A 23,646-nucleotide genomic window follows, 5' to 3' on the forward strand; every position below is an offset into this window, starting at 1 on the left:
GCGTCGAAGGCTGACGCAACGGTGCGCGGCCTGTGCTTGATAGCTCATGCTTTTTAAAGGAGGCACTCTTTGTCATCGAATCCTTTCGCTTCCGCTGAATACGAGACTATGGCTCACGAAGCCGGAGAAATCGTTAAAGGGTGGCTTGAGGCCTCTCGCGAGGTTCCTGAAGATCAGGCTGCGGCGCAGCTCGCCGGTGTTCTCAAAGACCCGCATGGCCTCGAATTCACGGTCGGGTTCGTGGACGAGGTTATTCGTCCCGAGGATGACGCGGCCGCCGGTCGCAACTTGGGCCGTTTGGCCCCCATCGTTCCGAAGTTCCTTCCGCCCCATTTGCGTGCCGCCGTGCGCGCGGGCGGCATCGTGGCTCCCAAGCTCTCTTGGCCCACGATCCCTCTGGCCCGCAAAGCCATGCGAGACATGGTGAGCCACCTGATCGTCGACGCTCGTGACGAAAAATTGGGGCCCGCCATCAAACACCTCACCGCGGGTGGCAACCGACTCAATATCAATCTCCTCGGTGAGGCCGTGCTCGGAAATGACGAGGCCGAGCATCGCCTCCGTGAGACCGAGCGTCTCTTGCGTCGCGACGACGTCGATTACGTCTCGATCAAGGTCTCCTCGGTTTCGGGACCGCATGCACCGTGGTCCTTCGACGCCGTCGTCGACCGTGCCGTCGAACGCCTGACGCCGCTCTACGAATACGCGGCCCAGTCAGCCACTCCGAAGTTCATCAACATGGACATGGAGGAGTACAAGGACCTCGATATGACCATCGAGGTGTTCACCAAGATTCTCGACCAGCCGCACCTGAAGAATCTGGAAGCCGGCATCGTGCTCCAGGCTTACCTCCCGGACACCATGGCCGCGATGGAGCGACTTCAGAAGTGGGCCGCCGAGCGCGTGGCCAACGGAGGATCTCGGATCAAGGTTCGCCTGGTTAAGGGCGCCAACCTTTCCTTGGAAATGGTCGAGGCCATTGTCCATAAGTGGGAATTGACCACCTGGGATTCCAAGGAAGCCACGGACACCAATTACAAGCGCGTACTTGACTATGCGCTCCGCCCCGAACACACCAAGAACATCCGCTTGGGCGTGGCCGGGCACAACCTCTTCGATATCGCGTTCTCCTGGTTGCTCGCCAAGCACCGTGGAGTACTGGACGACGTCGAATACGAGATGCTCATCGGCATGGCGGCGCAGCAGGCCGAAGTTGTTCGGCGGGACGTCGGCCAGTTGCTGCTGTACACGCCCGTGGTTCGTCCTTCGGAGTTCGACGTCGCCATCTCTTACCTGGTTCGTCGCCTGGAGGAGAACGCATCGAGCGAAAACTTCATGTCGGCGATCTTCGACCTCAATAACAGCCAGTTTCTCTTCGACCGTGAGCGGGCCCGCTTCGAGCGTTCCCTCGAGAAGGTCACCGACGAGGTCCCGTTGCCGAATCGTCGTCAGAACCGGAACGAAGAAACGGTCGACAACGTATACACGCCGGGTGATTCCTTCGACAACACCCCGGACACAGATACCTCGCTGGCACATAACCGTGCCTGGGGTAAGGAAATCCTGCGGCGAGCTGAGGCGTCGGAACTCGGCGTCCAGCTGGTCAAGGATTCCGTGCTGACCTCGGTCTCGCAGGTTCAGGATGCAGTGGCTCGGGCCAAGAAGGCTGGGGAAGAGTGGGGCGCTCGCCCGGCTCACGAGCGTGCCGCGATCCTTCGTCAGGCCGCTCGGGTGCTTGGTGCCAAGCGCGCTGAATTGCTCGAGGTCATGGCCTCCGAAGCCGGAAAACTGCTTGACCAGGGCGACCCTGAGGTCTCCGAGGCGATCGACTTCGCCAACTACTACGCCGATTTGGCCGAAGCGCTCGAGACCGTCGACGGCGCCGACTTCCACCCGAGCAAGGTCACCGTGGTGACCCCGCCGTGGAACTTCCCGGTCGCCATCCCGACGGGCTCGACTTTGGCGGCCCTCGCTGCGGGTTCGGCTGTGCTGTTCAAGTCGGCCGGTGAGTCCAAGCGGTGTGGCGCCGTGATTGCCGATGCTTTGTGGGAGGCGGGCGTTCCCCGCGAGGTCCTGCAGCTGGTGCAGCTCTCCGAGCGCGACCTTGGCCGTGAACTTGTGGCACACCCGGATGTGGACCGCCTCATCCTGACGGGCGGCTATGAGACGGCTGAGCTGTTCCGCTCCTTCCGTAAGGATCTGCCGTTGTTCGGCGAAACCTCGGGCAAGAACTCGATCATCGTGACACCGAACGCGGACTTGGACCTCGCGGTTAAGGACGTCGTGAATTCGGCCTTCGGTCACGCGGGGCAGAAGTGCTCGGCCTGCTCGACCGTCATTTTGGTGGGTTCGGCCGCGACGTCGGAGCGTTTCCGGAATCAGCTCATCGATGCTGTCAAGTCCCTTCACATTGCCTACCCCACGGATATCCGTGCGGAAATGGGCCCCGTGATCAAGGCCCCCGAGGGCAAGCTCCTGCGTGGCCTGACCACGTTGGGTGAGGGAGAACAGTGGGTCATCGAACCCAAGCAGCTCGACGAGTCCGGCAAGCTGTGGTCGCCGGGTGTTCGTGCCGGAGTTAAGCCGGGTAGCGAATACCACCTCACCGAGTATTTCGGGCCGATCTTGGGCGTCATGACGGCCAAGACCTTGGAAGAGGCGATCGAGCTTCAAAACGCCCCCGAGTACGGACTCACTGCAGGACTTCACTCCCTGAACTCCGACGAGCTGGCCCTGTGGCTGGACCGCGTTCAGGCGGGCAACCTCTACGTCAACCGCGGCATCACCGGCGCCATCGTGCGTCGTCAGCCGTTCGGAGGCTGGAAGAAGTCCACGGTGGGGACGGGCACCAAGGCGGGCGGTCCCAACTACCTGATCGCACTCGGGGACTGGACGTCGAAGAAGGCTACGGCCATCGCGTCGCCCTCCAATGAAAAGGCTCGTGAATTGCTGAATAGGGCTCGTGAGCCTCACGCCCTGACGCAGGAGCAGATCGAGTTCCTCTCGAGGTCGGCGTCCTCGGATGCCGAGGCCTGGGCCACCGAATTTGGTGTGCACCACGACCCCTCGCAGCTGGGAATCGAGCGCAATATCCTGCGCTACGTGGCGCAGAGGGTCCACGTGCGTGCCGACGAGTCGGCAACACTTGCGGAAACCCTCCGCGTGGTTGCGGCGGGCCTTGCCGCCGAAGCCCCGATCGACCTGTCCGTGGCGACCCAGCTGCCGGTGTATGTTCGTGGTGCGTTGGAGTCCGCTGGAGTCAACATCACGATCGAGACCGACGATGCTTGGCGGACTTCCCTCCGGGGCATCCGCAACATCAAGCCGGCGGGGCTGGTAGGAACTCGTTTCGAGGGGTGCCGCATCCGTTACATCGGTGATGACCACGGCTCCGTCTTCGAGGCGCTTGGAGGCCGTCCCGACGTCGCGGTGTACCACCACGAGGTCACCGAGGCGGGACGCATCGAAATGCTGCCGTTCCTGCATGAACAGGCCGTTTCGATCACGGCACACCGCTTCGGTAACCCCAACCACTTCTCGGATGCCGTGATCTAGCATCCGGAGAACGTGTCCCATGTAATAATGGTGCCGGTGTTGCCAGGCGTGGCACCGGCACCATTGTCATAGATTTCTCACTACCTTTTCCTCGAAAGGCGCCTTATGAGCAACGTTCCCGCCGAGCTGTCGTACACCGCCGAACACGAGTGGATTTCCCGCCCAGACGGGGACGGTCTGGTGACTGTCGGAATTACCGACCACGCGCAGGATGCCCTGGGCGATGTTGTTTACGTCGACCTTCCCGAAGTGGGTTCTCAGCACGAATCGGGGGAGTCTTTTGGTGAGGTCGAGTCCACAAAGTCGGTTTCCGACCTTTACATGCCCGTCACTGGCGAGATCGTGGCAGTCAATGACTCACTCGCAGACTCTCCGGAGATTCTGAACTCTGATCCTTACGGCGACGGATGGCTCGTCAAAATCCGCCCTTCGGACGCAGGGTCTTTGGACGGACTGCTGGACGCCCAGGGGTACGAAAGCGAAATTGCCTGACCTGTTGGAGAATATCCGACCAATTCACGGGTGAACCGGCAGAACTTTTCAGGTCCTCCGGCTAGACTTTAAGTCTCAGGCGCAGGTCCAGGGTTTGGACCGCCGCGCGGTCGTTTGTCGCAGATGCGCGATGACGCACCGACCACGCCCTGCGGAATCGATGAGGAAGGTCCCTCAACCTTCCTTCACCGGCCCATGTGACGCGAGTGCGCCCACATTACTTAAGGGGAAGAACATGTCCGATCATCACGATCCGAGCCCGGATACCACCGTCTTCGGTCTGGCGGCAGCCAGCCCGGGGGTGCGGCCGCAACGTAAACTGGCCGAAGAGGAAATTGCCGCAATTAAGGCCCTTCCCGCGGAATCGGCCCTGTTGATCGCCCAAGAGGGCCCTCAACACAGCGCCCGTTTCCTCCTGGATGCGAGCATGGCCCAGGGCGGCGCGAGCAACGAAGGTATCGTCGCGGGCCGGCACCCGGATGCCGATATTTTTCTCGACGATGTGACCGTCTCGCGGCATCACGCCGTCTTCCAGTTCAACGCAGGCCGTTTCGACCTGACCGACGCAGGCTCGTTGAACGGAACGTACATTAATGGGGATCGGGTGGATCACGTGACCCTGAAGAGTGGGGACGAGGTGCGCATCGGAAAGTTCGCCTTCGTGTACTACTCGAGTGACGCTCAGTGAGCGCTGCGGAGATGTCGACGAACGAACCGGACACCTCCGGGGAGCCTTCCGAAGCCGCGGAGACCAAGGATAAGACCATCGGCCAGGTGCTGAGTCACTTGGAAGAATCATTTCCCGAGCTCACGGCGTCCAAGATTCGCTTCCTGGAGGATCGCGGCCTGGTGTTCCCGCAACGGACGAATACCGGCTACCGGAAGTACTCGAGCCAGGACATCGACAGGCTACGGTACGTGCTGACTCTGCAAAGGGACCAGTATCTTCCCCTCAAAGTCATTAAGGCGAAGGTCGAAGAGCTCGAGCAAAACGGATTTCCGAACGACGTTACCGAGACCCGTATGACCGATGCGTCGGAGATTCAAAACCAGCCACGAGAACCACGAAAGTTCACCCTTCGGGAGCTGTCGCGGAAAACCTCGGTGGACCTGCCCATGCTGCGGGAGCTCATCAATTACGGCCTGATCGAAGAAGGGTCGGATGGAACATTCGACGAGTTGGCCGTTCAGGTGACGGAGCTGTGCTCGCGGCTGACGGCGCATGGGTTGCAGCCACGTCATTTGCGCCCTTTCCGCGCCGCGGCCGACCGCGAGGTCGCGTTGGTGACTCAAGCGGTTGCCCCCATGGCCAGTCGGCGCGACGAGCGGTCTCAAGAGAAGGCATCGCAGACGGCGCGCGAAATTTCTTCGCTGTGCACCAATCTTCACGCCACGCTGGTCGCGGATCAGGTGGAAAAGACTTGGTAGAGTAAGGGGCACTCGCACGGACACGTGCGAATCACTCACACCTACAGAGCTTGCCTCTGGGACACGGTCAAATGTCTTTGACCCGACCCGGGGATGGCTTTAGCGTCTACTACGACTGATGACTTCCCCGGATCATGAAGGAGGACCCTCGTGGGCCAGAATGGATCGCACGACGACCCACGACGGGATCGCCTGAATATCGCTCGGACAGAAGAGCTGCGCGTGGCCGACGCGCCGGCCTACGATGAAATGCAACTTCCTGGCATGGAAGACATCGTCCCTTCACCACCGAAGGGCCGTCAGGGCATGTTGTTCGATGAAGATCTCGTGGCGCTCGACGAAAACATCGGTTACCGCGGCCCCGTGGCGTGTAAGGCCGCGGGCATCACGTATCGGCAGCTGGACTACTGGGCACGCACTAAGCTTGTGGAACCAACGGTTCGCGGTGCCAAAGGTTCCGGTACGCAACGTTTGTACTCATTCCGCGACGTCTTGGTCCTCAAGATCGTCAAGCGACTCCTGGACACGGGTGTTTCACTGCAACAGATTCGCTCCTCCGTAGAGCACCTGCGGACTCGCGGCGTCGAGGACCTTGCAGAAATCACCTTGATGTCCGACGGTGCGAGCGTATACGAATGCACCTCGCCGGATGAGGTCATCGACCTTGTGCAAGCTGGTCAAGGCGTCTTCGGCATCGCGGTTGGTCGCGTCTGGCGGGAACTGGAGAATAACCTCTCGACGATGCCCGGCGAAGACATGCGTGCCCCCTTGCAACAAGAGTCCGGTGAGGACTTCCCAGGAGACGAACTCTCGGCCCGACGGGCTGCCCGTCGCAACGCTGCGGGCTAGCCGCAAAAATATCCTTTCAACGCACAGGGCGACCAGTGAAAACTGGTCGCCCTGTGTCGTCGTGTCATCACCCGGGTTTCCTCGATGCGAGAGGATTGCTTAGGCCGAAATGAGGCCGCCCAGAATCGTGTCGAAGGCCTGAGCCATGGCGACCGCCGATTCATCGCCGGACCACGAATGAACGGGGGAGGCGGACCCCTGAATCTGTTGCCACACGGCGGCGTCGTTGATGGTAGGAGAAACCACGAGTTTGCCGAACATGCCTTGCAATTCTTCGATGCGGTATTGGTGTTCGGCCGAGTCCGACTGCACCTTATTGACGACGACGCTGGCGGCCTGAACCTTGAATTCGTTCTCGGATTCGAAACGGGCGATGGCCCGCATGGTGCGTTCCGTGCCGGCCACCGAGAACAGGCTGGGCTCCGCGACGGCGAGGACCTTTTCTGAGGCCGCCCACGCGATCATCGTGAGGGTGTTCAAGGTGGGCGGGCAATCAATGAGGACGAGGTCGTAACGGGTTGTTCCCTGCAATGCGGTCCGCAAACGGCTGAGGTTTTTTCGCGTTGGCGGAAGATGATCGAAGGTCACGGATCCGGAGGAGCCGACGACGACGTCCAGGCGCGGGCGTCGTCCCGAAGCGCGGGTGGTGGACCACCCCGCGGGTACACACGCGGCCTCAACGGACCGGCGTTTGGGGCTCCGGAGAACGGTGGCGGCATCGGATCCCGCGGAGGTGTGAGTGGACACCGCCAGCCCCGTGCTGGCATCACCGTGTGGGTCGAGATCCACGACGAGGGTGCTCAGCCCACGCGCGGCGGCGGCCGAAGCCAATCCCAGGGTGACTGAGGTCTTTCCAACCCCGCCCTTCAGGGAGCTGATACTGACAACCTGCGTCACACATACCTCGCGATGGCTTGGAGATGGGAAATTCACACCCATCATATCCATCGACGAAGTCTTGACATGCCGGAAAGACGCACCGGGAAGCGACGTCGCGTAGAAAATTGACGTCTACCAGGTCACAGACTTCGCCATTGCAGATTGGTCGCCTAAGTTAGGAATCACACCAGAGTCCGTAAGATATGAAAGACGACGAGCACCGTGCTCTCATCGTCCAGACAAGCCCGGAACGCCACGAAAATCGTGAGTTGCGGGCGGAAACGGTTATCAATGTTCTCCAAGATCCTGGTCGCCAACCGTGGCGAAATTGCGATCCGCGCATACCGATCCGCGTATGAGCTAGGCGCCAAAACCGTAGGCGTCTTCCCCTTCGAAGACCGCCATTCAATTCACCGTCAGCAGGCGGATGAGGCGTATCCCATTGGCGAAGAAGGGCATCCCGTTCGTGCTTACCTGGATGTTGACGAGATAATTCGCGTCGCCCAAGAAGCGGGGGTCGACGCCATTTATCCGGGGTACGGATTCTTGTCCGAGAACCCTCGGTTGCCGGAGGCCGCAAAAGAAGCCGGAATTACTTTTATCGGTCCTCCTGCGGACGTCCTCGATCTGGCGGGAAATAAGGTTGAGGCACTCAGGGCCGCCCGACGTGCGGGAATTCCCGTGCTGGATTCCACCGAGCCTTCGGCCGACAAAGAGAAATTGTTGGCCGAGGCAGATGAGATCGGTTTTCCCATCTTCGTCAAAGCTGTGGCCGGTGGCGGCGGTCGAGGAATGCGCCGCGTCGACTCCCGGGAAGAACTTCCCGATAAGCTGTCCGCCGCCATGCGTGAAGCCGAAACTGCCTTTGGCGATCCGACCGTATTCCTGGAGCAGGCCGTGCTCCGGCCCCGGCACATTGAGGTGCAAATTCTGGCCGACGCCGAGGGGAACGTCGTCCACTTATTTGAGCGAGACTGCTCGTTGCAGCGGCGTCACCAGAAGGTCGTCGAGATTGCGCCCGCCCCGCATCTCGATGAGAACATTCGTCAGGCCCTGTACCGCGATGCCGTGAAATTCGCGAAGGAACTGGGCTACGTCAACGCGGGTACCGTCGAGTTCCTGGTCGATACCGCCGGTGAACGAGCCGGTGAACACGTCTTTATCGAAATGAACCCCCGGATTCAGGTCGAGCACACCGTGACCGAAGAGATTACGGACATCGACCTGGTCCAGGCACAGATGCGGATTGCCGCTGGCGAGACCCTCCCAGAGCTCGGCATCAGCCAAGAGACCCTGCGCGTTCGGGGTGCCGCGTTGCAATGCCGCATCACCACCGAGGACCCAGCGAACGGGTTCCGGCCCGACGTCGGGAAGATCAGCGCGTACCGTTCCGCAGGCGGCGCGGGCGTCCGGTTGGACGGCGGCACCGTCTACGCGGGCGCCGAAATCTCGCCGCACTTCGACTCCATGCTGTGCAAGGTCACCTGCCGGGGTAAAGACTTCACGACGGCGGTCCAAAGGGCGCAACGCGCGCTTGCCGAGTTCCGCATCCGCGGCGTGGCGACCAATATTCCCTTTATTTTGGCGGTCTTGGAAGACCCGGTATTCCAAGCCGGAGATGTTTCTACGCCGTTCATTGATGAGCACCCCGAGTTGTTGACGAAGAAGCATTCTTCGGATCGTGGCACCAAGGCGTTGACCTACCTGGCCAACGTCACGGTGAATCAGCCGAATGGGCCGCGCATCGAGGGAATTGATCCGCGCACCAAATTGCCGCGTTTCCCCGGGGACAAGGTCGAAGAGCCGTTCCGCAGTCCCTTTGACGATCCGGGACAGGTTCCGCCTGAAGGCTGGCGTCAGGAGCTTCAGCAGCTGGGACCGGAGGGATTCGCGAAAGCCCTACGGGATTACAAGCCTCTGGCCGTGACGGATACGACCTTCCGGGACGCCCACCAGTCGTTGTTGGCTACCCGGATTCGCACCCGTGACCTGCTCGCTGCCGCGCCCGCCGTCGCCCACGTGACCCCTGAGCTGTTCTCCGTCGAGGCGTGGGGCGGGGCCACCTACGACGTCGCGCTGCGATTCTTGGGTGAAGACCCCTGGGAGCGATTGCGTCTGTTGCGTGCCGCGATGCCCAATATCCCGATCCAGATGTTGCTTCGTGGGCGAAACACGGTGGGTTACACCCCGTACCCGACCGAGGTCACCGACGCCTTCGTGCAGGAGGCGGCGGAAACCGGCGTCGACATTTTCCGCATCTTTGACGCACTCAACGATGTCTCGCAGATGGAACCGGCGATTCGTGCGGTTCGTGAGACGGGAACCGCGGTTGCCGAGGTGGCAATGTGCTACACCGGCAACCTTCTGGACCCGGAGGAGAAGGTCTACACCCTCGACTACTACCTGGGGTTGGCGCAGGAGATCGTGGACGCGGGCGCTCATATTCTCGCCATCAAGGACATGGCGGGTCTGCTGCGTCCGGAAGCCGCTCGCCGCCTGGTCTCGGCCTTGCGGGAAAAGTTTGCCGACGTGCCGGTCCACCTGCACACGCACGACACGGCCGGTGGCCAACTTGCGACGCTCTTGGCCGCCTCCGAAGCGGGGGTCGATGCCGTGGACGTCGCCGTGGCATCCATGGCGGGCACAACCAGCCAGCCGTCCGAATCTGCCCTGGTCGCGGCGTTGGCACATACGGATCGGGACACCGGCTTGGACCTCGACGCCGTGTCGTCCCTGGAACCGTACTGGGAGTCCTTGCGGGCGATTTACGCCCCATTCGAGAAGGGGCTCTCTTCTCCCACGGGCCGGGTGTATCAGCATGAGATTCCCGGCGGACAATTGACGAACTTGCGCCAACAGGCGATCGCTTTGGGCCTGGAGGAACACTTCGAAGAGATTGAAAACACCTACACGGCCGCCAACAGGATGTTGGGAAACATCGTCAAGGTGACTCCATCCTCGAAGGTCGTGGGAGACCTCGCCCTCCAATTGGTGGGCATGAAGGTGGATCCCGAGGAGTTTGAGGCCAACCCCCAGAAATTCGATATTCCGGAATCCGTGATCAGCTTCCTCAACGGCGAGTTGGGAACGCCGCCGGCCGGATGGCCGGAGCCTTTCCGGACCAAGGCGTTGGAAGGACGCCGTTCCACTCCGTCGATTACGGAGATCTCGGACGACGACAAGAAAAACCTGCAGGGCGATTCGCAGACTCGACGAGACACCTTGAACCGCTTGTTGTTCCCGGGGCCAACCAAGGACTTCCAGGCGACGGTCGACGAATTCGGCGACGTCTCTGTCTTGCATACCCGCGATTACCTCTACGGGATGATGGAAGGGCGCGAACACGTCATTTCCTTGGGCAAGGGAGTGCGTCTGCTCGCGACGATGCAGGCCATCTCGGAGCCCAACGACAAGGGCTACCGAACGGTGATGTGCACCCTCAACGGTCAGCAGCGTTCCATTGACGTCCGCGATGAGTCGGTTGAGTCCTCGGTACAGGCTGCGGAGAAGGCTGACCCCTCGACACCGGGACACGTCGCGGCTCCGTTCGCGGGCGCCGTCACCATCACCGTCTCGGAAGGGGACCAGGTCAAGGAGGGTGACCAAGTTGCGACCATCGAAGCGATGAAGATGGAGGCTTCCATCACGGCGACGACCTCAGGCACGGTTGGTCGCGTTCTCTTCAACGACGTACGGCAGGTGGCCGGCGGAGACCTCGTGATCACCATCGATTCCTAACGGTTCCGTGATGAGGGAATGACGACGTGGCGGGTCATGGCTTCGGGAATGAAGCCGTGGCCCGCCATGTTTTATGCGGTAGACGCTCGCGAGGCCGGAATAATGCATGGTGCCCCGCATATGGTGAATTCTGAAATGAGGAGACAGCATGGCAGATCATGACAATCAAGAGGTCCACGAGTATGACGTGGTCGTGGTGGGGTCTGGCTCGGGAAACAGCCTGATCAACCACGAATGGCGTGACAAGAAGGCCGCCATCATCGATGGAGGTGTCTTCGGAGGCACCTGCCTGAACCGCGGTTGCATACCGACCAAAATGTTTGCTTACCCGGCGACGACGGCCCGGCACGGTCTGGAGATCGACGCGCTGGGCGTCACGATGGAACGTCAGCAGGTTCGCTGGCGGGAAATCCGTGACAGGATTTTTGGTCGTATTGATGCCATTTCCGAGAGCGGCAAGGAATACCGAGAGGGGCTCGAGAACGTCGACCTCTATAGCGAGTACGCCACGTTCCAGGACCCGCACACGCTGGTGACTGCCTCGGGACAGCGGGTTCGAGGACGCCACGTCGTCATCGCGGCAGGGTCTCGTGCGGTGCGCCCGAATATCCCAGGGATAGACCTCCCTGGGGTTCACACCTCCGACACCATCATGCGGATCGAGGAGCTCCCCAAGCGAGTCGTCATTGTGGGCGGTGGATTCATTGCCGCAGAATTTGCGGGCATCTTCTCCGGCCTGGGATCAGAGGTGATTCAGGCTAATCGGTCAGAGCGGGTATTGCGTGAACATGACGCCGACGTCGCCACGAGGTTCGCCGAGGTTGCGGGCCAACAGTGGGATGTGCGGTTGAACACCGGCATTGACGCGATCGAGCAGGTCGACGGCGCTTTAAGCGTGACCCTTCGTGAAGGAAATTCGACGACCACGGAAACCGCCGACGTCGTGCTGGTCGCGACGGGACGTGTATCGAACGTCGACAGCCTGGGCGCGGAATCGGTTGGGCTGGACGTGGACAACGGCGTGCTATCCGTTGACGAATACCAGCGGGTGCTTTCCGGAGGACAACCGGTGCCGGGGCTCTGGGCCTTGGGCGACGTCAGCTCGGAGATCCAGTTGAAGCACCTGGCCAATGCCCAAGAGCGCACGGTGCAGCACAATATTCATCACCCGGAGGATCTGCGCTCGACGGATCAGCGATTCGTTCCTCATGCTGTTTTCACCAATCCTCAAATCGCGGCCGTCGGTCTGACGGAGTCTGAGGCTCGGGAAAAGGCTCAAACCGAGGGCTTTGAGATCAGCGTCAAAATCCAGGACTTTGGAGATGTCGCGTACGGCTGGGCCATGGAGGACCACGTTGGGTTCGTCAAGCTGGTCGCCCGAAAGGACACCGGGGAACTGCTCGGGGCTCACCTGATCGGTACCGAATCATCCATGTTGATCCAGCCACTGATCCAAGCCATGAGCTTCGGCCTGACGGCCCACGAGATGGCTCGCGGACAATTCTGGATTCACCCCGCGTTGACGGAGGTCGTGGAGAACGCGCTCCTGGGCTTGGACGTCCCCGGTAACTGACGCCGGTTCAGAGGAGTTCGTCAGTTAACCCACAGGAGGGGCGGGAATTATCCCGCCCCTCCTGTGGGTATCGTGCCCTTAGGACGTGGGCTTCTTCTGCGCATAGATACTGTCGATGATCTCCGCGTAGTCCTTCATGATTTGGGGCCGTCGAATCTTCAGGGACGGTGTGAGGTGTCCGGACTGTTCGGTGAAGTCCTGCGGAATGATGCGGAACGCTCGCACCGACTCGGCCTTGGAGACGTTGTCATTGGCGCGGTCGATGAGCTCCTGGACGGCGTGCTGAACCTCCTCGGACTCGGCGGCGGCTTCAGGGCTCATGGTGGAGTCCAAGCCCAGCTCGCTGAGTTGCTTGGGGAGAGTCTCCTCGTCCAGCGTGATCAGCGCGGCAATGAAGGGCCTCTGGTCACCGATCACGACACATTGCGACACCAGGGGAGACTTCCGAATCTCGTCTTCGACCAACCCCGGAATCACATTCTTTCCGCCCGCCGTCACGAGAATCTCTTTCTTGCGACCGGTAATTTTGAGCATGCCCTGATCGGTCAATTCACCGAGGTCGCCCGTTCGAAACCAACCGTCCTCCGTGAAGGAATCGGCGTCTGCTTCGGAATTCTCGTGGTAATGATCGATGACTCCCACACCGCGGCAGAGCACCTCGCCGTCGTCGGCAATGCGAATCTCCGTGCCGGGTAGTGGGGGACCTACCGTGCCGATCTGAAAATCTTTGACCGTTCCCACGGTGAGGGGAGCCGTGGTTTCGGTGAGGCCATAGCCTTCCAAAATCTTGATGCCCACGGCATGGAAGAAGTGCCCCAAATACGTCCCGAGGGGCCCGCCACCGGAGACCGCATAGGAAACTCGTCCGCCCATCGCTTCGCGCAACTGTGCGAAGACGAGCCGGTTGACCACGGCGTATTGACCAGCGAGCAGGGGAGAAGGCTTTCGGCCCGACATGACGGTTTCGGACCATTTCACTCCGATGCGTTCGGCCGCATCGAAGATTCGTCCCTTGAGTCGGCTTGCGTCGTGCGCCGTTGCTCTGGCCCCGTTATAAATCTTCTCGAAGACCCGAGGCACCACCAGGAGGAAGGTGGGGCTGAAGGACTTGATATCGCCGGTCAGATGCTTCAGGTCCGGGCAGTGACCGACCACGACGCCGGCGTCGATCGACAACACATGGATATAGCGAGCAAACACGTGGGCGAGAGGAAGGAACAACAAGGTCGAATTCTGAGAGCTCGCCACTTCGGGAATGGCTTGGCGCGCCGAGGCGCACAGTTTCACGAAATTCGCGTGGCTCAGGAGGCAACCCTTGGGTTTGCCGGTGGTGCCGGAGGTGTAGATGATCGTCGCGGCATCGTCGAGTCGCCGCGAGGTGCGGGAGGCTTCCAGCTGAGAGTCATCGACCAAAGCGCCGAGTTTCTTCAAAGCGCTCAGTGAGGCTTGGTCCGACTCCGCGGCGTCGATCTGCCATACATTTTCCACGGCAAGGTCAGCGTGTTGGGTGGCACGCCGGACGGCCGCACTGTGCTGACGGGACTCGACAATGACGGCGCGAGCACCCGAGTCTCCCAGAATCCACGCAATCTGCGACGGCGACGACGTCTCGTACACCGGCACCGAAACGCCACCGGCGTAGGCGATACCGAAATCGATGACGGCCCATTCGTAGCGGGTCCGCGACATGATCCCCACTCGGTCCCCGGGGCTAATACCCGCGGCAATGAGCCCTTTGGCCACCGCCACGACCTGTTCGTGGAACTGGCGGGCGGTAATGTCTTGCCATTCCCCTTCGGCGCGCTGGACCTTGAAGAGCAGCTCGTCCGCCTTGTGCGGGAACTTGGACTCCAAGAGATCCGAGATATTGGTCTTTTCATCGAAGCGTTCATGGAGCTCGACCGACGTCGATTTCATGGGGTCCTCTCTAGTGCGTGGTCTTCGTCCAATACATGGCTCCCCGGGCGTGCGAGGCGGAAACCGTGACTCGCGAGAAAATCGAGGGAGCCGCTAAAAATGGTGGGTGCGTCGTAGTCCAGTGTGGCGACGTGATAGCTGGAACTCAGTGGAATCAATTCCGGTTCCGGCCGGAGATGAGCAACGAGGTATTCGTGACTCGCGTCGGTCACCACATGATCGGTGAGGGAGCGATAGATCCGAACGGGTGCCGTGACGGCAGGGAGAACTTTGCGGGCTTCCTTCATCAACAGGTGAAGTTGCGCGGCGCCTTTCAAAGGTGCCTCCGGGTAGGAGCCTTCCGTCACGCCTGGCCGGGCGATATCGTCTCCCACACCCTTGACCGTGGGGATGAGTGGCGCGAGCCATCGGGCGACGGGCATGAGCTTCATGGGATCCATGACCCCCGGATTGACGAGGACCACCGCGTCCACCGTGCGTCGAGCCGCCACGTGAAGAGCCAACGCACCGCCCATGGACAGCCCAGCAACCGCGATGCGTTCCGTGCGCGACTTGAGCCGCCAGTACGCGTCGTCAACGGCTTGGGCCCACTCGTGCCACGTCCTCGTGGACATGTCATCCACCGTGGTTCCGTGGCCGGGGAGGAGCGGCATCTCCACCGCCAGCCCGGCCGCGGCAAAGGATTCCGCCCATGGCCTGACGCTATGAGGGGAGCCCGTAAATCCGTGAAGTACGAGGACGCCGTCGGGTCCGCCCTCCCACGAACCGGCAGAAGTATCGACGGACCTCTCACGGTCAGCCGGCGCCGCATGACGGCGTCGACTCCAATGATCTGTGATGTAGCCCATAATTCCATTCTGTCATGACTCTGAGTCCGAGTCCTGCATCGGTGCACGTGGGAATCCGGGATGTGACCGGATAGTCTTTTAACAATCACGCGGCGGGGTCACCAACCGCGGCAATCGGTCTGAAGGGAAAACTGATCGTGCTTTACATGCTCCTCAAGCGTTTCGTCGTGGGTCCGGTGATGAACCAGACGTTCAAGCCCGACGTCGAAGGCCTGGAGAACATCCCCGCCAAGGGAGGAGCGATCCTCGCCTCCAACCATTTGTCCTTCGCCGACTCCGTGTTTCTGCCCGTCGCCGTGGACCGCCAGGTCTACTTCTTGGCAAAATCCGAATACTTCACCGGCCAGGGGATCGTCGGCCGGGCCACCGCCGCCTTCTTCAAAGGCATTAACCAAATCCCGATGGACCGCTCGGGCGGCAAAAAATCGGCAAAGTCGCTGTCGCAAGCGGCTCAAACACTCGCGGATGGCAAGCTCCTGGGGATCTACCCGGAAGGCACGCGGTCTCCAGACGGCCGGTTGTACAAAGCCAAGGTTGGGGTAGCGAGGCTGGCCTTGGAATCTGGTGTACCGGTTATTCCGGTCGCGATGATCAATACCGAGAAGGTTCAACCCAAGGGGCACAAGCTCCCGCGACGAACCACTGAAGACGGCCGCCGCATCGATACCGTTCGCACGATCATCGGTGAGCCGTTGGATTTTTCCCAGTACGCAGGGCGAGCATCGGAACACGCCGTGCAACGCACCGTGGCCGATGAGATCATCCAGGCCATACAGCGGCTCTCGGGCCAAGAGTACGTGGATGTCTACGCCGCCACGGTCAAGGCCGCCATGGAGAAGCAACGGGTGCAGGACGCGAAGGCAGCAGTTTCTGAGGTGCTCGACAAGGCGAAGCAACGTACCCAGGCATCGGTCGAGTCCGCGAGAGCCAGCGTCGAGAATGCCAAAGAACGCATTCAACCGGGCCTCGATCGTGTCGAAGAGAAGCTCCACGAGGCACGTGCTCGCGTGGACGAATCCGTCAAGAACGCGCAGCAACGGCGTTCCTCAGGGGAAAAGTCGTCGACGGGAGACTCGGAGGAAGACTCCTCGAACGCTGTCGCGCATGAGGCGGACCGGGGATAGCTTTAGGGCTGTGACCTAAAGCAATCTCGAATATCGACATAATTTCGGCCGGATCACGGCGCAATCGCTCGCGTTCCGTACACTGGTTCGCATGACAGATCAGTTGAATTCTCACCAGGCACTTATCCGGACCTCGACCGCGCCGTCGGCCAAGGACTATCCCGGCCTGGACGAGTGGCGGGGCCTCTCAGCTGATCAGCAACCGACCTGGGCGGAGCACCCCGCATTTGATCGCGTGGTCTCGGAATTAGAGTCTGTTCCGCCGCTCGTCTTCGCGGGTGAAGTCGATCAAATGCGACAGCGATTGGCAGAGGTCGCCGAAGGCCGTTCGTTCTTCTTGACGGGTGGCGACTGCGCCGAAACGTTCGCGGACGCCACCGCTGACAAGATCAGCGGTCGAGTTCGGACGTTGCTCCAGATGGCCGTGGTGCTGACTTACGGCGCGTCGATGCCTGTGGTCAAGATGGGGCGCATGGCGGGACAATTCTCCAAGCCCCGTTCCTCGAACCTCGAAACGAGGGGCGATGTGACTCTCCCGACCTTCCGGGGAGAGATGGTTAATGGATTCGATTTCACCGAGGAAGCCCGGCAACACGATCCTGAGCGTATGTTGCGCGGTTACCACACGTCGGCCTCGACGCTGAACCTGATTCGGGCCTTCACGACGGGCGGTTTTGCCGACCTGCGTTTGGTGCACGAGTGGAATAACGGATTCGTTTCTAACCCAGCCAACGCCAGGTATGAGTCCCTGGCCCGGGAAATCGACCGAGCCATTCGGTTCATGGATGCCTGCGGCTCGGACTTCGACGCGATTCGCGGGACCGAGTTTTACGCGGGGCATGAGGCCTTGCTCCTGGATTACGAACGGGCGCTGACTCGTATCGACTCGCGCACCCACCTGCCGTACGACACCAGCGGGCACTTCCTCTGGGTGGGGGAACGCACCCGGGGTCTCGACGACGCCCACGTGAACTTCTTGTCCAAGGTTCATAATCCGATCGGCGTCAAGCTCGGCCCGACGACCAGCGTCGACGACACCCTCCGGCTCATCGACAAGCTCGACCCCGAACGTAGCCCGGGGCGCCTGACATTCATCACCAGGATGGGCGCCTCGAAGATCCGTGAAAACCTTCCGGCCCTGGTCGAAGGCGTCCGCGATGCGGGTGCGAAGGTCGTGTGGGTCACCGACCCGATGCACGGAAATACCATCTCCGTACCGTCCGGCTACAAGACCCGCCGTTTCAACGACGTCGTCGACGAGGTACGAGGTTTCTTCGAGGTCCACGACGAGTTGGGGACCATTCCCGGAGGAATCCACGTGGAAATGACGGGTGACGACGTCGCCGAATGCTTGGGCGGCTCGGACGCCGTCGATGAGGCGGCATTTGCGGACAGGTACGAGACCCTGTGTGATCCGCGTCTGAACCACATGCAGTCCCTCGAGATCGCCTTCCTGGTCGCGGAGTACCTCGCCAAGCGGTAACTCTCAGCCTCCAGAAACGAACAAGGCGCGGCGTCGTCGTCCAGATGGGCGATGATGCCGCGCCTTGAATGCGTACGGGCTCATGTTGAGTTGATCAGACGGGGGCTTGTCACGCGCCCGACGGGGTTCCGGATACTCCCGTGGGCATGCCGTACGAGACAACCGATGGGTCATTTGACAGGATGCTGACGCCCACGAGCCACCCCAGGTAAGCAACCATGCAGGCGGCCAACACAAATATGAGGATCCATACCCACGCACGGTAGGGCTCTGTGGAGCCGAGGACATGAGTAGGCACCGCGGGATGACTGCTGTGTGCCTCGGCTTCGCGCCGCGGTGGAGCGCCGGCGCTATCGGGCGTGGGCCCGGTGGGCATCACCCGCGTTGCGGCGTCGAGAGGTCTCTGCGCGGCGACGCTTTCGGTCATGGGCTCCGCGGCCACGTTCTCCCGGGGACGGTCCGCCATGGCGTGCTCTTCCGGAAGATCGGTATCGACTGCAATTCGTGATGCCTTGGACCCTGTGGTCGGAGCGCGCAATTCCTGGAGTTGCACGGGTCGGGTGTGGCTCGCGGTCTCCAAGCCACTGAACAGATCTGCCGAATCTTCTCGGTACCCCGGGGGCCTGCGGTCCAACGCGTCGTCGGTGAGGCGACGAGAAATGTGGAGGAGCTCGCCATGGAGGTCTTCGGCATCCTGAGGGCGGTTTTCCGGATCCTTGGCGCAGCACCATGAGATGATTTCGACGATTTCGGGGTCCACGTCAGGGAAACGACGGCGGATGTCCGGCATCACTTCATCAACGTGGGCCATCGACACGGCGTAGGGTGTCTCGCCGCGAAATGGAGGAACCCCGGTGAGTAGCTCGTACATCATGATCCCCACCGAATAGTTGTCCGCGGGCTTGCCAGCAGGCCGACGTTGTACGAGTTCCGGGGCGATGTAGTTGGCCGAACCGACCAGGCTCAAGGTAGCCGACTCCGCCTGTACTCGTCGCGTCAGGCCGAAATCGGTGACTTTGACGGAGCCGTTCGGTGACGTCAGTACATTTTCCGGCTTGACGTCACGGTGTACGAGGCCGATGTGATGCGCGGCGGCCAGGCCCTCGGCGAGAGGTATGGCGACCCGCAGGGCCTCTCGCACGGTCATGGGGGAGCGCCTTTTAATGAGGTCCCTCAAGGTGGCCCCGTCCACCAGCTCCATCACCAGGTAAACGACCGGGTCTGGACCGCTCTCGTCCATGCCTTGATCCCACACCGTGACGACGTGAGGGTCTGAGATGGCCGCTGCCGCTCGGGCCTCATGAACGAATCGCTCCATGGCCTCGGGAGTCGAGCCGACCGAGTCCTTCAAGACTTTGACGGCCACCGGACGATCCAGGCGGGTATCCCGTCCGCGGTAGACAACTCCCATGCCTCCTCGGGCGATCATGTCTCCGAGGAGGTAGCGACCCTCGAGGGTCCGGCCGGTCAGTGGTCCCGGTGCAGTCCTCTTCATTGAACCGATTGTAGGCGATCGGCACATTGGGCGTGCTCGTTCCGTCCGGTGGTTTAGCCTAGAGACGTGAGTTCTAACGAAAAAACACGCGAGTTATTTGACCTGGTCGGCGACTGGATCACCATTCCCGACATCGCTGAGAGCCTGGACGTTAAAGTGACCCGGGTTCACACTTTGATCTCCGATCGTCACCTGTTGTCCGTACGAGACGACGATGGAGTGCGGAGAGTCCCGGCGCTCTTCATGCGCGACGGCGAGGTTCTCGATTCGCTTCGAGGGACGCTGACGGTCCTCGCGGATTCGGGATTCGACGACGAGGCCGCGATTCACTGGCTCTTTACCGCAGATGATTCGCTACCCGGCCGGCCCATCGACGCGTTGCATGAAGGCCGAAAAACCGAAATCCGACGCCGCGCCCAAGCACTGGCCTGGTAAGGAACCCGAGTGGTGCCGTCGTGTGAGAGGCGGCATCACGTGGGTTTTAGGAACTCCGGTGCAAGGCGCGAGAAGCCATGGATCGAAGCGCCTCGGTGATCCGGTCATCCGCGTTCAGGCGTCGTAGCGCCGCACTGACTTGGCGCTCGGTCGTGGAGATGATGGACTCTGCCTCGTCCAGCGCGCCGCTCGCGCGGATGATGTCTCGCAAACGATTGACGGTGGATTCATCCATCGTCGGGTCCCCGAGATGGGTCTCGAGGAATGCGACGTCCTCCGGTTCGGCGCCGCGTTCTGCCAGCGCAATCAGAATGGTCCGCTTGCCTTCCCTCAGATCATCTCCGGCGGGTTTCCCCGTGACTTCGGGTTCGCCATAGACGCCGAGGACGTCGTCACGCAGCTGGAAGGCTTCACCCAAGGGAAGTCCAAATTCCCGGAGACGCTGCAGTAATTCTTGATCGGCACCCGCCAACGCCGCACCGATGGTCAACGGATGCTCACACGAATATTTGGCCGATTTGAAGCGAATGACCGTCGACGCGCGGTGCAGAGCGTCGTCGGGGTCTTCGATGCCCACGACCTCAGAGAGGCCGTCGAGGTACTGCCCGGCCATCACCTCGGTGCGCATGAGATCGAAAATGCGCCGCGCATGCCGGGCGGCGTCGGGCTGGACCTCCACCGTCGCGAATTTCGCCTCGGAGAAGGACAGGCACATATCACCCGCGATAATTCCACTCATCGTTCCGAACTGGGCGGGATCCAGCTCCCAATGTTCGTCTCGATGCATCGATTCGAAGGCCTTATGTAGAGCGGGACGGCCCCGGCGCGTGTCAGAGTGATCGATGATGTCGTCGTGAATCAAGGCCGCCGACTGGAAGAGCTCGATGGCGGCACCGGCCTTGACGATTTCGGGGGAGTCTGCCGAACCGCCAGCGGCCTGCCAACCCCAGAACGCCAAGAGCGCCCGCATGCGTTTTCCACCGAGGCACAGCGCTTCGATTGCGTCCACCAATGGGAGCGCTTCGTAGGAAACGTCGAGAATGGTCAAGCGTTGACGGTTGAGGAAATCTCGAATCGATTCCTCGACCGCCTGCACGAACTCCCGCTCCGCGGCGGTTCGGCGGGATGCAGCGTCGTCCGGGGCGGCGTGATTCACGGCAACGATTCCTGACTTCCCGGGGACAAAATATTCCTGGGAATAGTGGCGTGTAATGAGTGTTTTCTATTTTACGGGGTCTGGAGAGAATTGGAGGAGCCATGTCGGGGAGCGTGCGTGGATTTGACGACCGCGTGATCATGCACGTGGATATGGACGCCTTTTTCGTGGGGGTTGAGCTGCTGACGCGGCCAGAACTCGTGGGCCAGCAAGTCGTTGTGGCTGGTTCGGGTACGCGTTCCGTGGTCCTGTCGGCCTCTTACGAGGCCCGTGACCTGGGAGTGCGGTCCGCGATGCCCGTGGCTCGCGCCCGACAATTAGCGCCCCACGCTATCTACATCGATCCGACTCATGGAGCCTACCGCCGTTACTCCCGGCAGGTGATGGAAATTCTGCGTCAGGTCACAGACTTGGTGGAGCAAGTCAGCGTGGACGAGGCCTTCCTCGACGTCACGGGAGCCATCCGGAGAATGGGGAGTCCCGTGGCGATTGCCCGGCGGCTCCGGGCGGACATCCAGTCAGCCACGGGATTAGTCGCATCCGTTGGTATCGCGGGAAATAAATTCCTGGCCAAAATGGCCTCAACCGGTTCAAAACCCAATGGATTATGGATTGTTCCCGATGCCAAAGTTCACGACTTTTTGGATCCCCTGCCCGTTCGGTCGTTGTGGGGAGTCGGGGAAAAGACGGCTCAAAATCTCCACGAGGCCGGATTCGACACGGTGGGTGCCGTCCGTCAAGCTCCCCTCGACTATTTGGTGAGGCGGCTTGGCAAGGCCTCGGGTGCTCACCTATACAACCTGGCCCGGGGAATCGACGACCGTCCCGTCGTGACGGAACGGGTGGAAAAGTCCATGGGAGCGGAGCACACCTTCAGCTACGACACCGACGACGTGCGTGAGATCAAGACGGTGTTGCTTCAGCTGAGCCACGACGTCGCGCGCAGGCTTCGGGCAAGTGGCCGACGGGCATACGGCGTCGCGATCAAGGTTCGCGATGAGAGCTTCCGTACCGTAAGCCGTGCACGTTCCCTGGACCAGGGAGCGAAAACGGGACGTGAAGTGTACGACGCCGCCGAGCGCCTATTCGACGATTTAGGCCCGGTAGCTTCGCGGATTCGGTTAGTGGGTGTGCGGGCGGAACGGCTAGACCTGCACGATTCGGGCCGGCAGCTTTCGCTCTGGGACGCGGCGTCCTCCGATCAGTTGGTCGCGGAAGGGGAGTGGGACCATGCGGAGTCGGCGATGGACCAGATTCGGGAAAAATTCGGGCCGACGGGGCTGCTACCGGCGCGCCTCCTGAAGGGCGCGGTGGCGCCTCGATACGAGAAGGAGGGGAAGGCTAAGACAGAGGATGGCGAAACTCCTCGCCTCCGGGACGACCTACGAGGTTCCTCCCAGTGAAATTGATCCCAGGAAGCACTATTCTTAACGGACGGATGACGGACGGTTTCCCTGGCCGTCACAGCATCCCGGCCCTGGGAAGAGGAGACGACCATGCCACTGTCTGAACACGAGCAGAAGTTGTTGGACCAGCTCGAACAGCAGCTGAATGCCGAGGATCCGCATTTCGCGCAGTCCATGCACTCCGAAACGACCTCGTCTACTCGAGATCGAGGCGGAATATCCGTGCGGTATCTGGTGCTGGGCATCGTCATCGCGGTCGTGGGGTTGGTGGGTGTACTCGCTGGCGTTGCGTCCAAGCTGGTCGTCGTGGGAGTCGTAGGATTCGTCGTGATGGGGCTCGGCGTCTACGTGGCAACACTTCGCGGCTCCAGCACGAAAGGTCACAAGCGGGGTTCTGCACGTGGTGCTCCGAAATCCGCCGGTTCGTCGTCGTCCTTCATGCGACGTTTAGAAGAGAAATGGGAGGAACGGAACAACAGAGGCTAGGCCTCCACTTTCCTCCCCACTGTCCTCCACCAGGAGGCTGGGCCGACACCTTGTCACGGTGTCGGCCCTTTTTTGTGCCCAAAAACGTCGATGTGCACCACCACGAGGGTGAGGCGTTTGCACGTCCTCCACCACGTCTCCGCCCCGGAATAGCAGCGTTCTGCGGCCGTGGACGGGGGTGTTCCTCCAAGATATGGAGGAAAAGTGTTGCATGTGGAGGGAAGTGGAGTAAAGTGGTGGGCGCAGGAGCAATAAGGGTGGTTCCTTATGTTTCTGTGGCATTCGACCAAGAGAGTGCACGCAATGTATTCAGGGGAGGCGGTGGCGAATGTTCCTCGGAACGTACTCGCCTCGCCTCGATGACAAAGGGCGACTCATCCTGCCGGCCAAGTTCCGAGACGAACTCTCGGAGGGCTTGGTGTTGACCAGGGGACAGGAGCGTTGCCTCTACGTCTTCAGCGAGTCGGAATTCGGGCGGGTGCATGAGCAAATGCGCCAAGCCCCTATTTCGTCGAAGCAGGCCCGCGACTACATTCGCGTGTTTCTCTCGGGTGCGTCGGATGAGGTGCCCGACAAACAGGGTCGTGTCACGATTCCCTCCTCGTTGAGGGAATATGCAGGTCTTGAGAAAGAGCTGGCCGTGATCGGCGCTGGGACCCGGGCCGAGATTTGGGACGCGGATGCTTGGAACGAGTACCTGCGAGAAAAGGAATCGGAATTTTCGGAAACCGATGAAGAGGTGATCCCGGGGCTGATGTGACCTCTGGTGCGTGATCTCCAGC

At 61.1% G+C, this 23,646-nt stretch carries 18 protein-coding genes; 13 read left to right on the forward strand and 5 right to left on the reverse strand.

All coding sequences use genetic code 11. The annotated features are described in order from the left end of the window. Nucleotides 1-108 precede the first annotated feature (108 nt). The 5 genes from D8M21_RS09345 to D8M21_RS09365 all read left to right on the forward strand — a co-directional run bounded on the left by D8M21_RS09345 (nucleotide 109) and on the right by D8M21_RS09365 (nucleotide 6,324). Nucleotides 109-3,555 (forward strand): bifunctional proline dehydrogenase/L-glutamate gamma-semialdehyde dehydrogenase, encoded by a 3,447-nt coding sequence (locus tag D8M21_RS09345; RefSeq protein ID WP_126855836.1) that lies wholly within the window; start codon nucleotides 109-111, stop codon nucleotides 3,553-3,555. 105 nt (nucleotides 3,556-3,660) lie between these two features. Continuing rightward, entirely contained in the window at nucleotides 3,661-4,047 is a 387-nt protein-coding gene (gene gcvH / locus D8M21_RS09350; protein ID WP_048678869.1) for a glycine cleavage system protein GcvH, read from the forward strand. 235 nt (nucleotides 4,048-4,282) lie between these two features. Continuing rightward, entirely contained in the window at nucleotides 4,283-4,735 is a 453-nt protein-coding gene (locus tag D8M21_RS09355; RefSeq protein WP_048678866.1) for an FHA domain-containing protein, read from the forward strand. Next, nucleotides 4,732-5,475 (forward strand): transcriptional regulator FtsR, encoded by a 744-nt coding sequence (gene ftsR / locus D8M21_RS09360; protein ID WP_053089942.1) that lies wholly within the window; start codon nucleotides 4,732-4,734, stop codon nucleotides 5,473-5,475. The genes D8M21_RS09355 and ftsR overlap by 4 nt, the downstream gene beginning before the upstream one ends. 249 nt (nucleotides 5,476-5,724) lie before the next feature. Then, nucleotides 5,725-6,324, forward strand: a complete 600-nt coding sequence (locus D8M21_RS09365) for a MerR family transcriptional regulator (RefSeq protein ID WP_048679028.1) — start codon at nucleotides 5,725-5,727, stop codon at nucleotides 6,322-6,324. Nucleotides 6,325-6,423: 99 nt separating this feature from the next. Here D8M21_RS09365 and D8M21_RS09370 read toward each other — a convergent pair whose 3' ends face one another. Further along, complete coding sequence (locus D8M21_RS09370) at nucleotides 6,424-7,221, reverse strand: ParA family protein (RefSeq protein ID WP_288780520.1); 798 nt, start codon at nucleotides 7,219-7,221, stop codon at nucleotides 6,424-6,426. A gap of 273 nt (nucleotides 7,222-7,494) precedes the next feature. Here D8M21_RS09370 and D8M21_RS09375 point away from each other — a divergent pair, with 273 nt between their 5' ends. Next, the gene (locus D8M21_RS09375) at nucleotides 7,495-10,941 is read left to right on the forward strand and encodes a pyruvate carboxylase (protein WP_048678860.1); all 3,447 of its coding nucleotides are present in this window, start codon (nucleotides 7,495-7,497) and stop codon (nucleotides 10,939-10,941) included. A gap of 148 nt (nucleotides 10,942-11,089) precedes the next feature. Then, on the forward strand, nucleotides 11,090-12,514 hold the full coding sequence (locus D8M21_RS09380) for a mycothione reductase (RefSeq protein ID WP_048678857.1): 1,425 nt from the start codon (nucleotides 11,090-11,092) through the stop codon (nucleotides 12,512-12,514). A 78-nt stretch (nucleotides 12,515-12,592) separates the two neighbouring features. On the opposite strand, the gene D8M21_RS09385 is transcribed toward D8M21_RS09380, so the two are convergent. Further along, a complete protein-coding gene (locus tag D8M21_RS09385) occupies nucleotides 12,593-14,431 on the reverse strand; it encodes an AMP-dependent synthetase/ligase (RefSeq protein WP_048678854.1) in 1,839 nt (612 codons plus the stop codon). Then, the gene (locus D8M21_RS09390; protein WP_053089941.1) at nucleotides 14,428-15,279 is read right to left on the reverse strand and encodes an alpha/beta hydrolase; all 852 of its coding nucleotides are present in this window, start codon (nucleotides 15,277-15,279) and stop codon (nucleotides 14,428-14,430) included. Before D8M21_RS09390 ends, D8M21_RS09385 begins: the two co-directional genes overlap by 4 nt. A gap of 146 nt (nucleotides 15,280-15,425) precedes the next feature. Here D8M21_RS09390 and D8M21_RS09395 point away from each other — a divergent pair, with 146 nt between their 5' ends. Further along, entirely contained in the window at nucleotides 15,426-16,403 is a 978-nt protein-coding gene (locus tag D8M21_RS09395; RefSeq protein ID WP_321174086.1) for a lysophospholipid acyltransferase family protein, read from the forward strand. Nucleotides 16,404-16,494: 91 nt separating this feature from the next. Beyond that, complete coding sequence (locus D8M21_RS09400; RefSeq protein WP_048678851.1) at nucleotides 16,495-17,886, forward strand: class II 3-deoxy-7-phosphoheptulonate synthase; 1,392 nt, start codon at nucleotides 16,495-16,497, stop codon at nucleotides 17,884-17,886. Nucleotides 17,887-17,995: 109 nt separating this feature from the next. On the opposite strand, the gene D8M21_RS09405 is transcribed toward D8M21_RS09400, so the two are convergent. Further along, nucleotides 17,996-19,381 (reverse strand): protein kinase domain-containing protein, encoded by a 1,386-nt coding sequence (locus D8M21_RS09405; RefSeq protein ID WP_048678848.1) that lies wholly within the window; start codon nucleotides 19,379-19,381, stop codon nucleotides 17,996-17,998. A gap of 66 nt (nucleotides 19,382-19,447) precedes the next feature. Here D8M21_RS09405 and D8M21_RS09410 point away from each other — a divergent pair, with 66 nt between their 5' ends. Beyond that, nucleotides 19,448-19,816: an Rv2175c family DNA-binding protein gene (locus tag D8M21_RS09410; protein WP_048678845.1), complete on the forward strand. Its 369-nt coding sequence runs from the start codon at nucleotides 19,448-19,450 to the stop codon at nucleotides 19,814-19,816. Between the two features lie 46 nt (nucleotides 19,817-19,862). On the opposite strand, the gene D8M21_RS09415 is transcribed toward D8M21_RS09410, so the two are convergent. Continuing rightward, nucleotides 19,863-20,972, reverse strand: a complete 1,110-nt coding sequence (locus tag D8M21_RS09415) for a polyprenyl synthetase family protein (RefSeq protein ID WP_048678843.1) — start codon at nucleotides 20,970-20,972, stop codon at nucleotides 19,863-19,865. A 113-nt stretch (nucleotides 20,973-21,085) separates the two neighbouring features. Between D8M21_RS09415 and dinB the strand changes: the two genes are divergently transcribed. The 3 genes from dinB to mraZ all read left to right on the forward strand — a co-directional run bounded on the left by dinB (nucleotide 21,086) and on the right by mraZ (nucleotide 23,624). Continuing rightward, nucleotides 21,086-22,375, forward strand: coding sequence for a DNA polymerase IV (gene dinB, locus D8M21_RS09420; RefSeq protein ID WP_238651261.1), 1,290 nt, complete (start codon nucleotides 21,086-21,088; stop codon nucleotides 22,373-22,375). Nucleotides 22,376-22,468: 93 nt separating this feature from the next. After that, nucleotides 22,469-22,864 carry a DUF3040 domain-containing protein gene (locus D8M21_RS09425; protein ID WP_048678840.1) on the forward strand — a complete coding sequence of 132 codons (396 nt, stop codon included), beginning with the start codon at nucleotides 22,469-22,471 and terminating at the stop codon, nucleotides 22,862-22,864. Nucleotides 22,865-23,192: 328 nt separating this feature from the next. After that, nucleotides 23,193-23,624: a division/cell wall cluster transcriptional repressor MraZ gene (gene mraZ, locus D8M21_RS09430; RefSeq protein WP_048678836.1), complete on the forward strand. Its 432-nt coding sequence runs from the start codon at nucleotides 23,193-23,195 to the stop codon at nucleotides 23,622-23,624. Nucleotides 23,625-23,646: the final 22 nt, after the last annotated feature.

The sequence above is a fragment of the Kocuria sp. HSID16901 genome (genome assembly GCF_003989425.1).
Classification (GTDB): Bacteria; Actinomycetota; Actinomycetes; order Actinomycetales; family Micrococcaceae; genus Rothia; species Rothia massiliensis.

Coding starts and splice junctions, on each gene's coding strand:
- D8M21_RS09355 (WP_048678866.1), top strand. CDS start 4,283: ATGTCCGATCATCACGATCCGAGCCCGGATACCACCGTCTTCGGTCTG.
- D8M21_RS09345 (WP_126855836.1), top strand. CDS start 109: ATGGCTCACGAAGCCGGAGAAATCGTTAAAGGGTGGCTTGAGGCCTCT.
- mraZ (WP_048678836.1), top strand. CDS start 23,193: ATGTTCCTCGGAACGTACTCGCCTCGCCTCGATGACAAAGGGCGACTC.
- gcvH (WP_048678869.1), top strand. CDS start 3,661: ATGAGCAACGTTCCCGCCGAGCTGTCGTACACCGCCGAACACGAGTGG.
- D8M21_RS09365 (WP_048679028.1), top strand. CDS start 5,725: ATGCAACTTCCTGGCATGGAAGACATCGTCCCTTCACCACCGAAGGGC.
- D8M21_RS09390 (WP_053089941.1), bottom strand. CDS start 15,279: ATGGGCTACATCACAGATCATTGGAGTCGACGCCGTCATGCGGCGCCG.
- D8M21_RS09395 (WP_321174086.1), top strand. CDS start 15,426: ATGCTCCTCAAGCGTTTCGTCGTGGGTCCGGTGATGAACCAGACGTTC.
- D8M21_RS09405 (WP_048678848.1), bottom strand. CDS start 19,381: ATGAAGAGGACTGCACCGGGACCACTGACCGGCCGGACCCTCGAGGGT.
- D8M21_RS09425 (WP_048678840.1), top strand. CDS start 22,469: ATGCCACTGTCTGAACACGAGCAGAAGTTGTTGGACCAGCTCGAACAG.
- D8M21_RS09375 (WP_048678860.1), top strand. CDS start 7,495: ATGTTCTCCAAGATCCTGGTCGCCAACCGTGGCGAAATTGCGATCCGC.
- D8M21_RS09400 (WP_048678851.1), top strand. CDS start 16,495: ATGACAGATCAGTTGAATTCTCACCAGGCACTTATCCGGACCTCGACC.
- D8M21_RS09380 (WP_048678857.1), top strand. CDS start 11,090: ATGGCAGATCATGACAATCAAGAGGTCCACGAGTATGACGTGGTCGTG.
- D8M21_RS09385 (WP_048678854.1), bottom strand. CDS start 14,431: ATGAAATCGACGTCGGTCGAGCTCCATGAACGCTTCGATGAAAAGACC.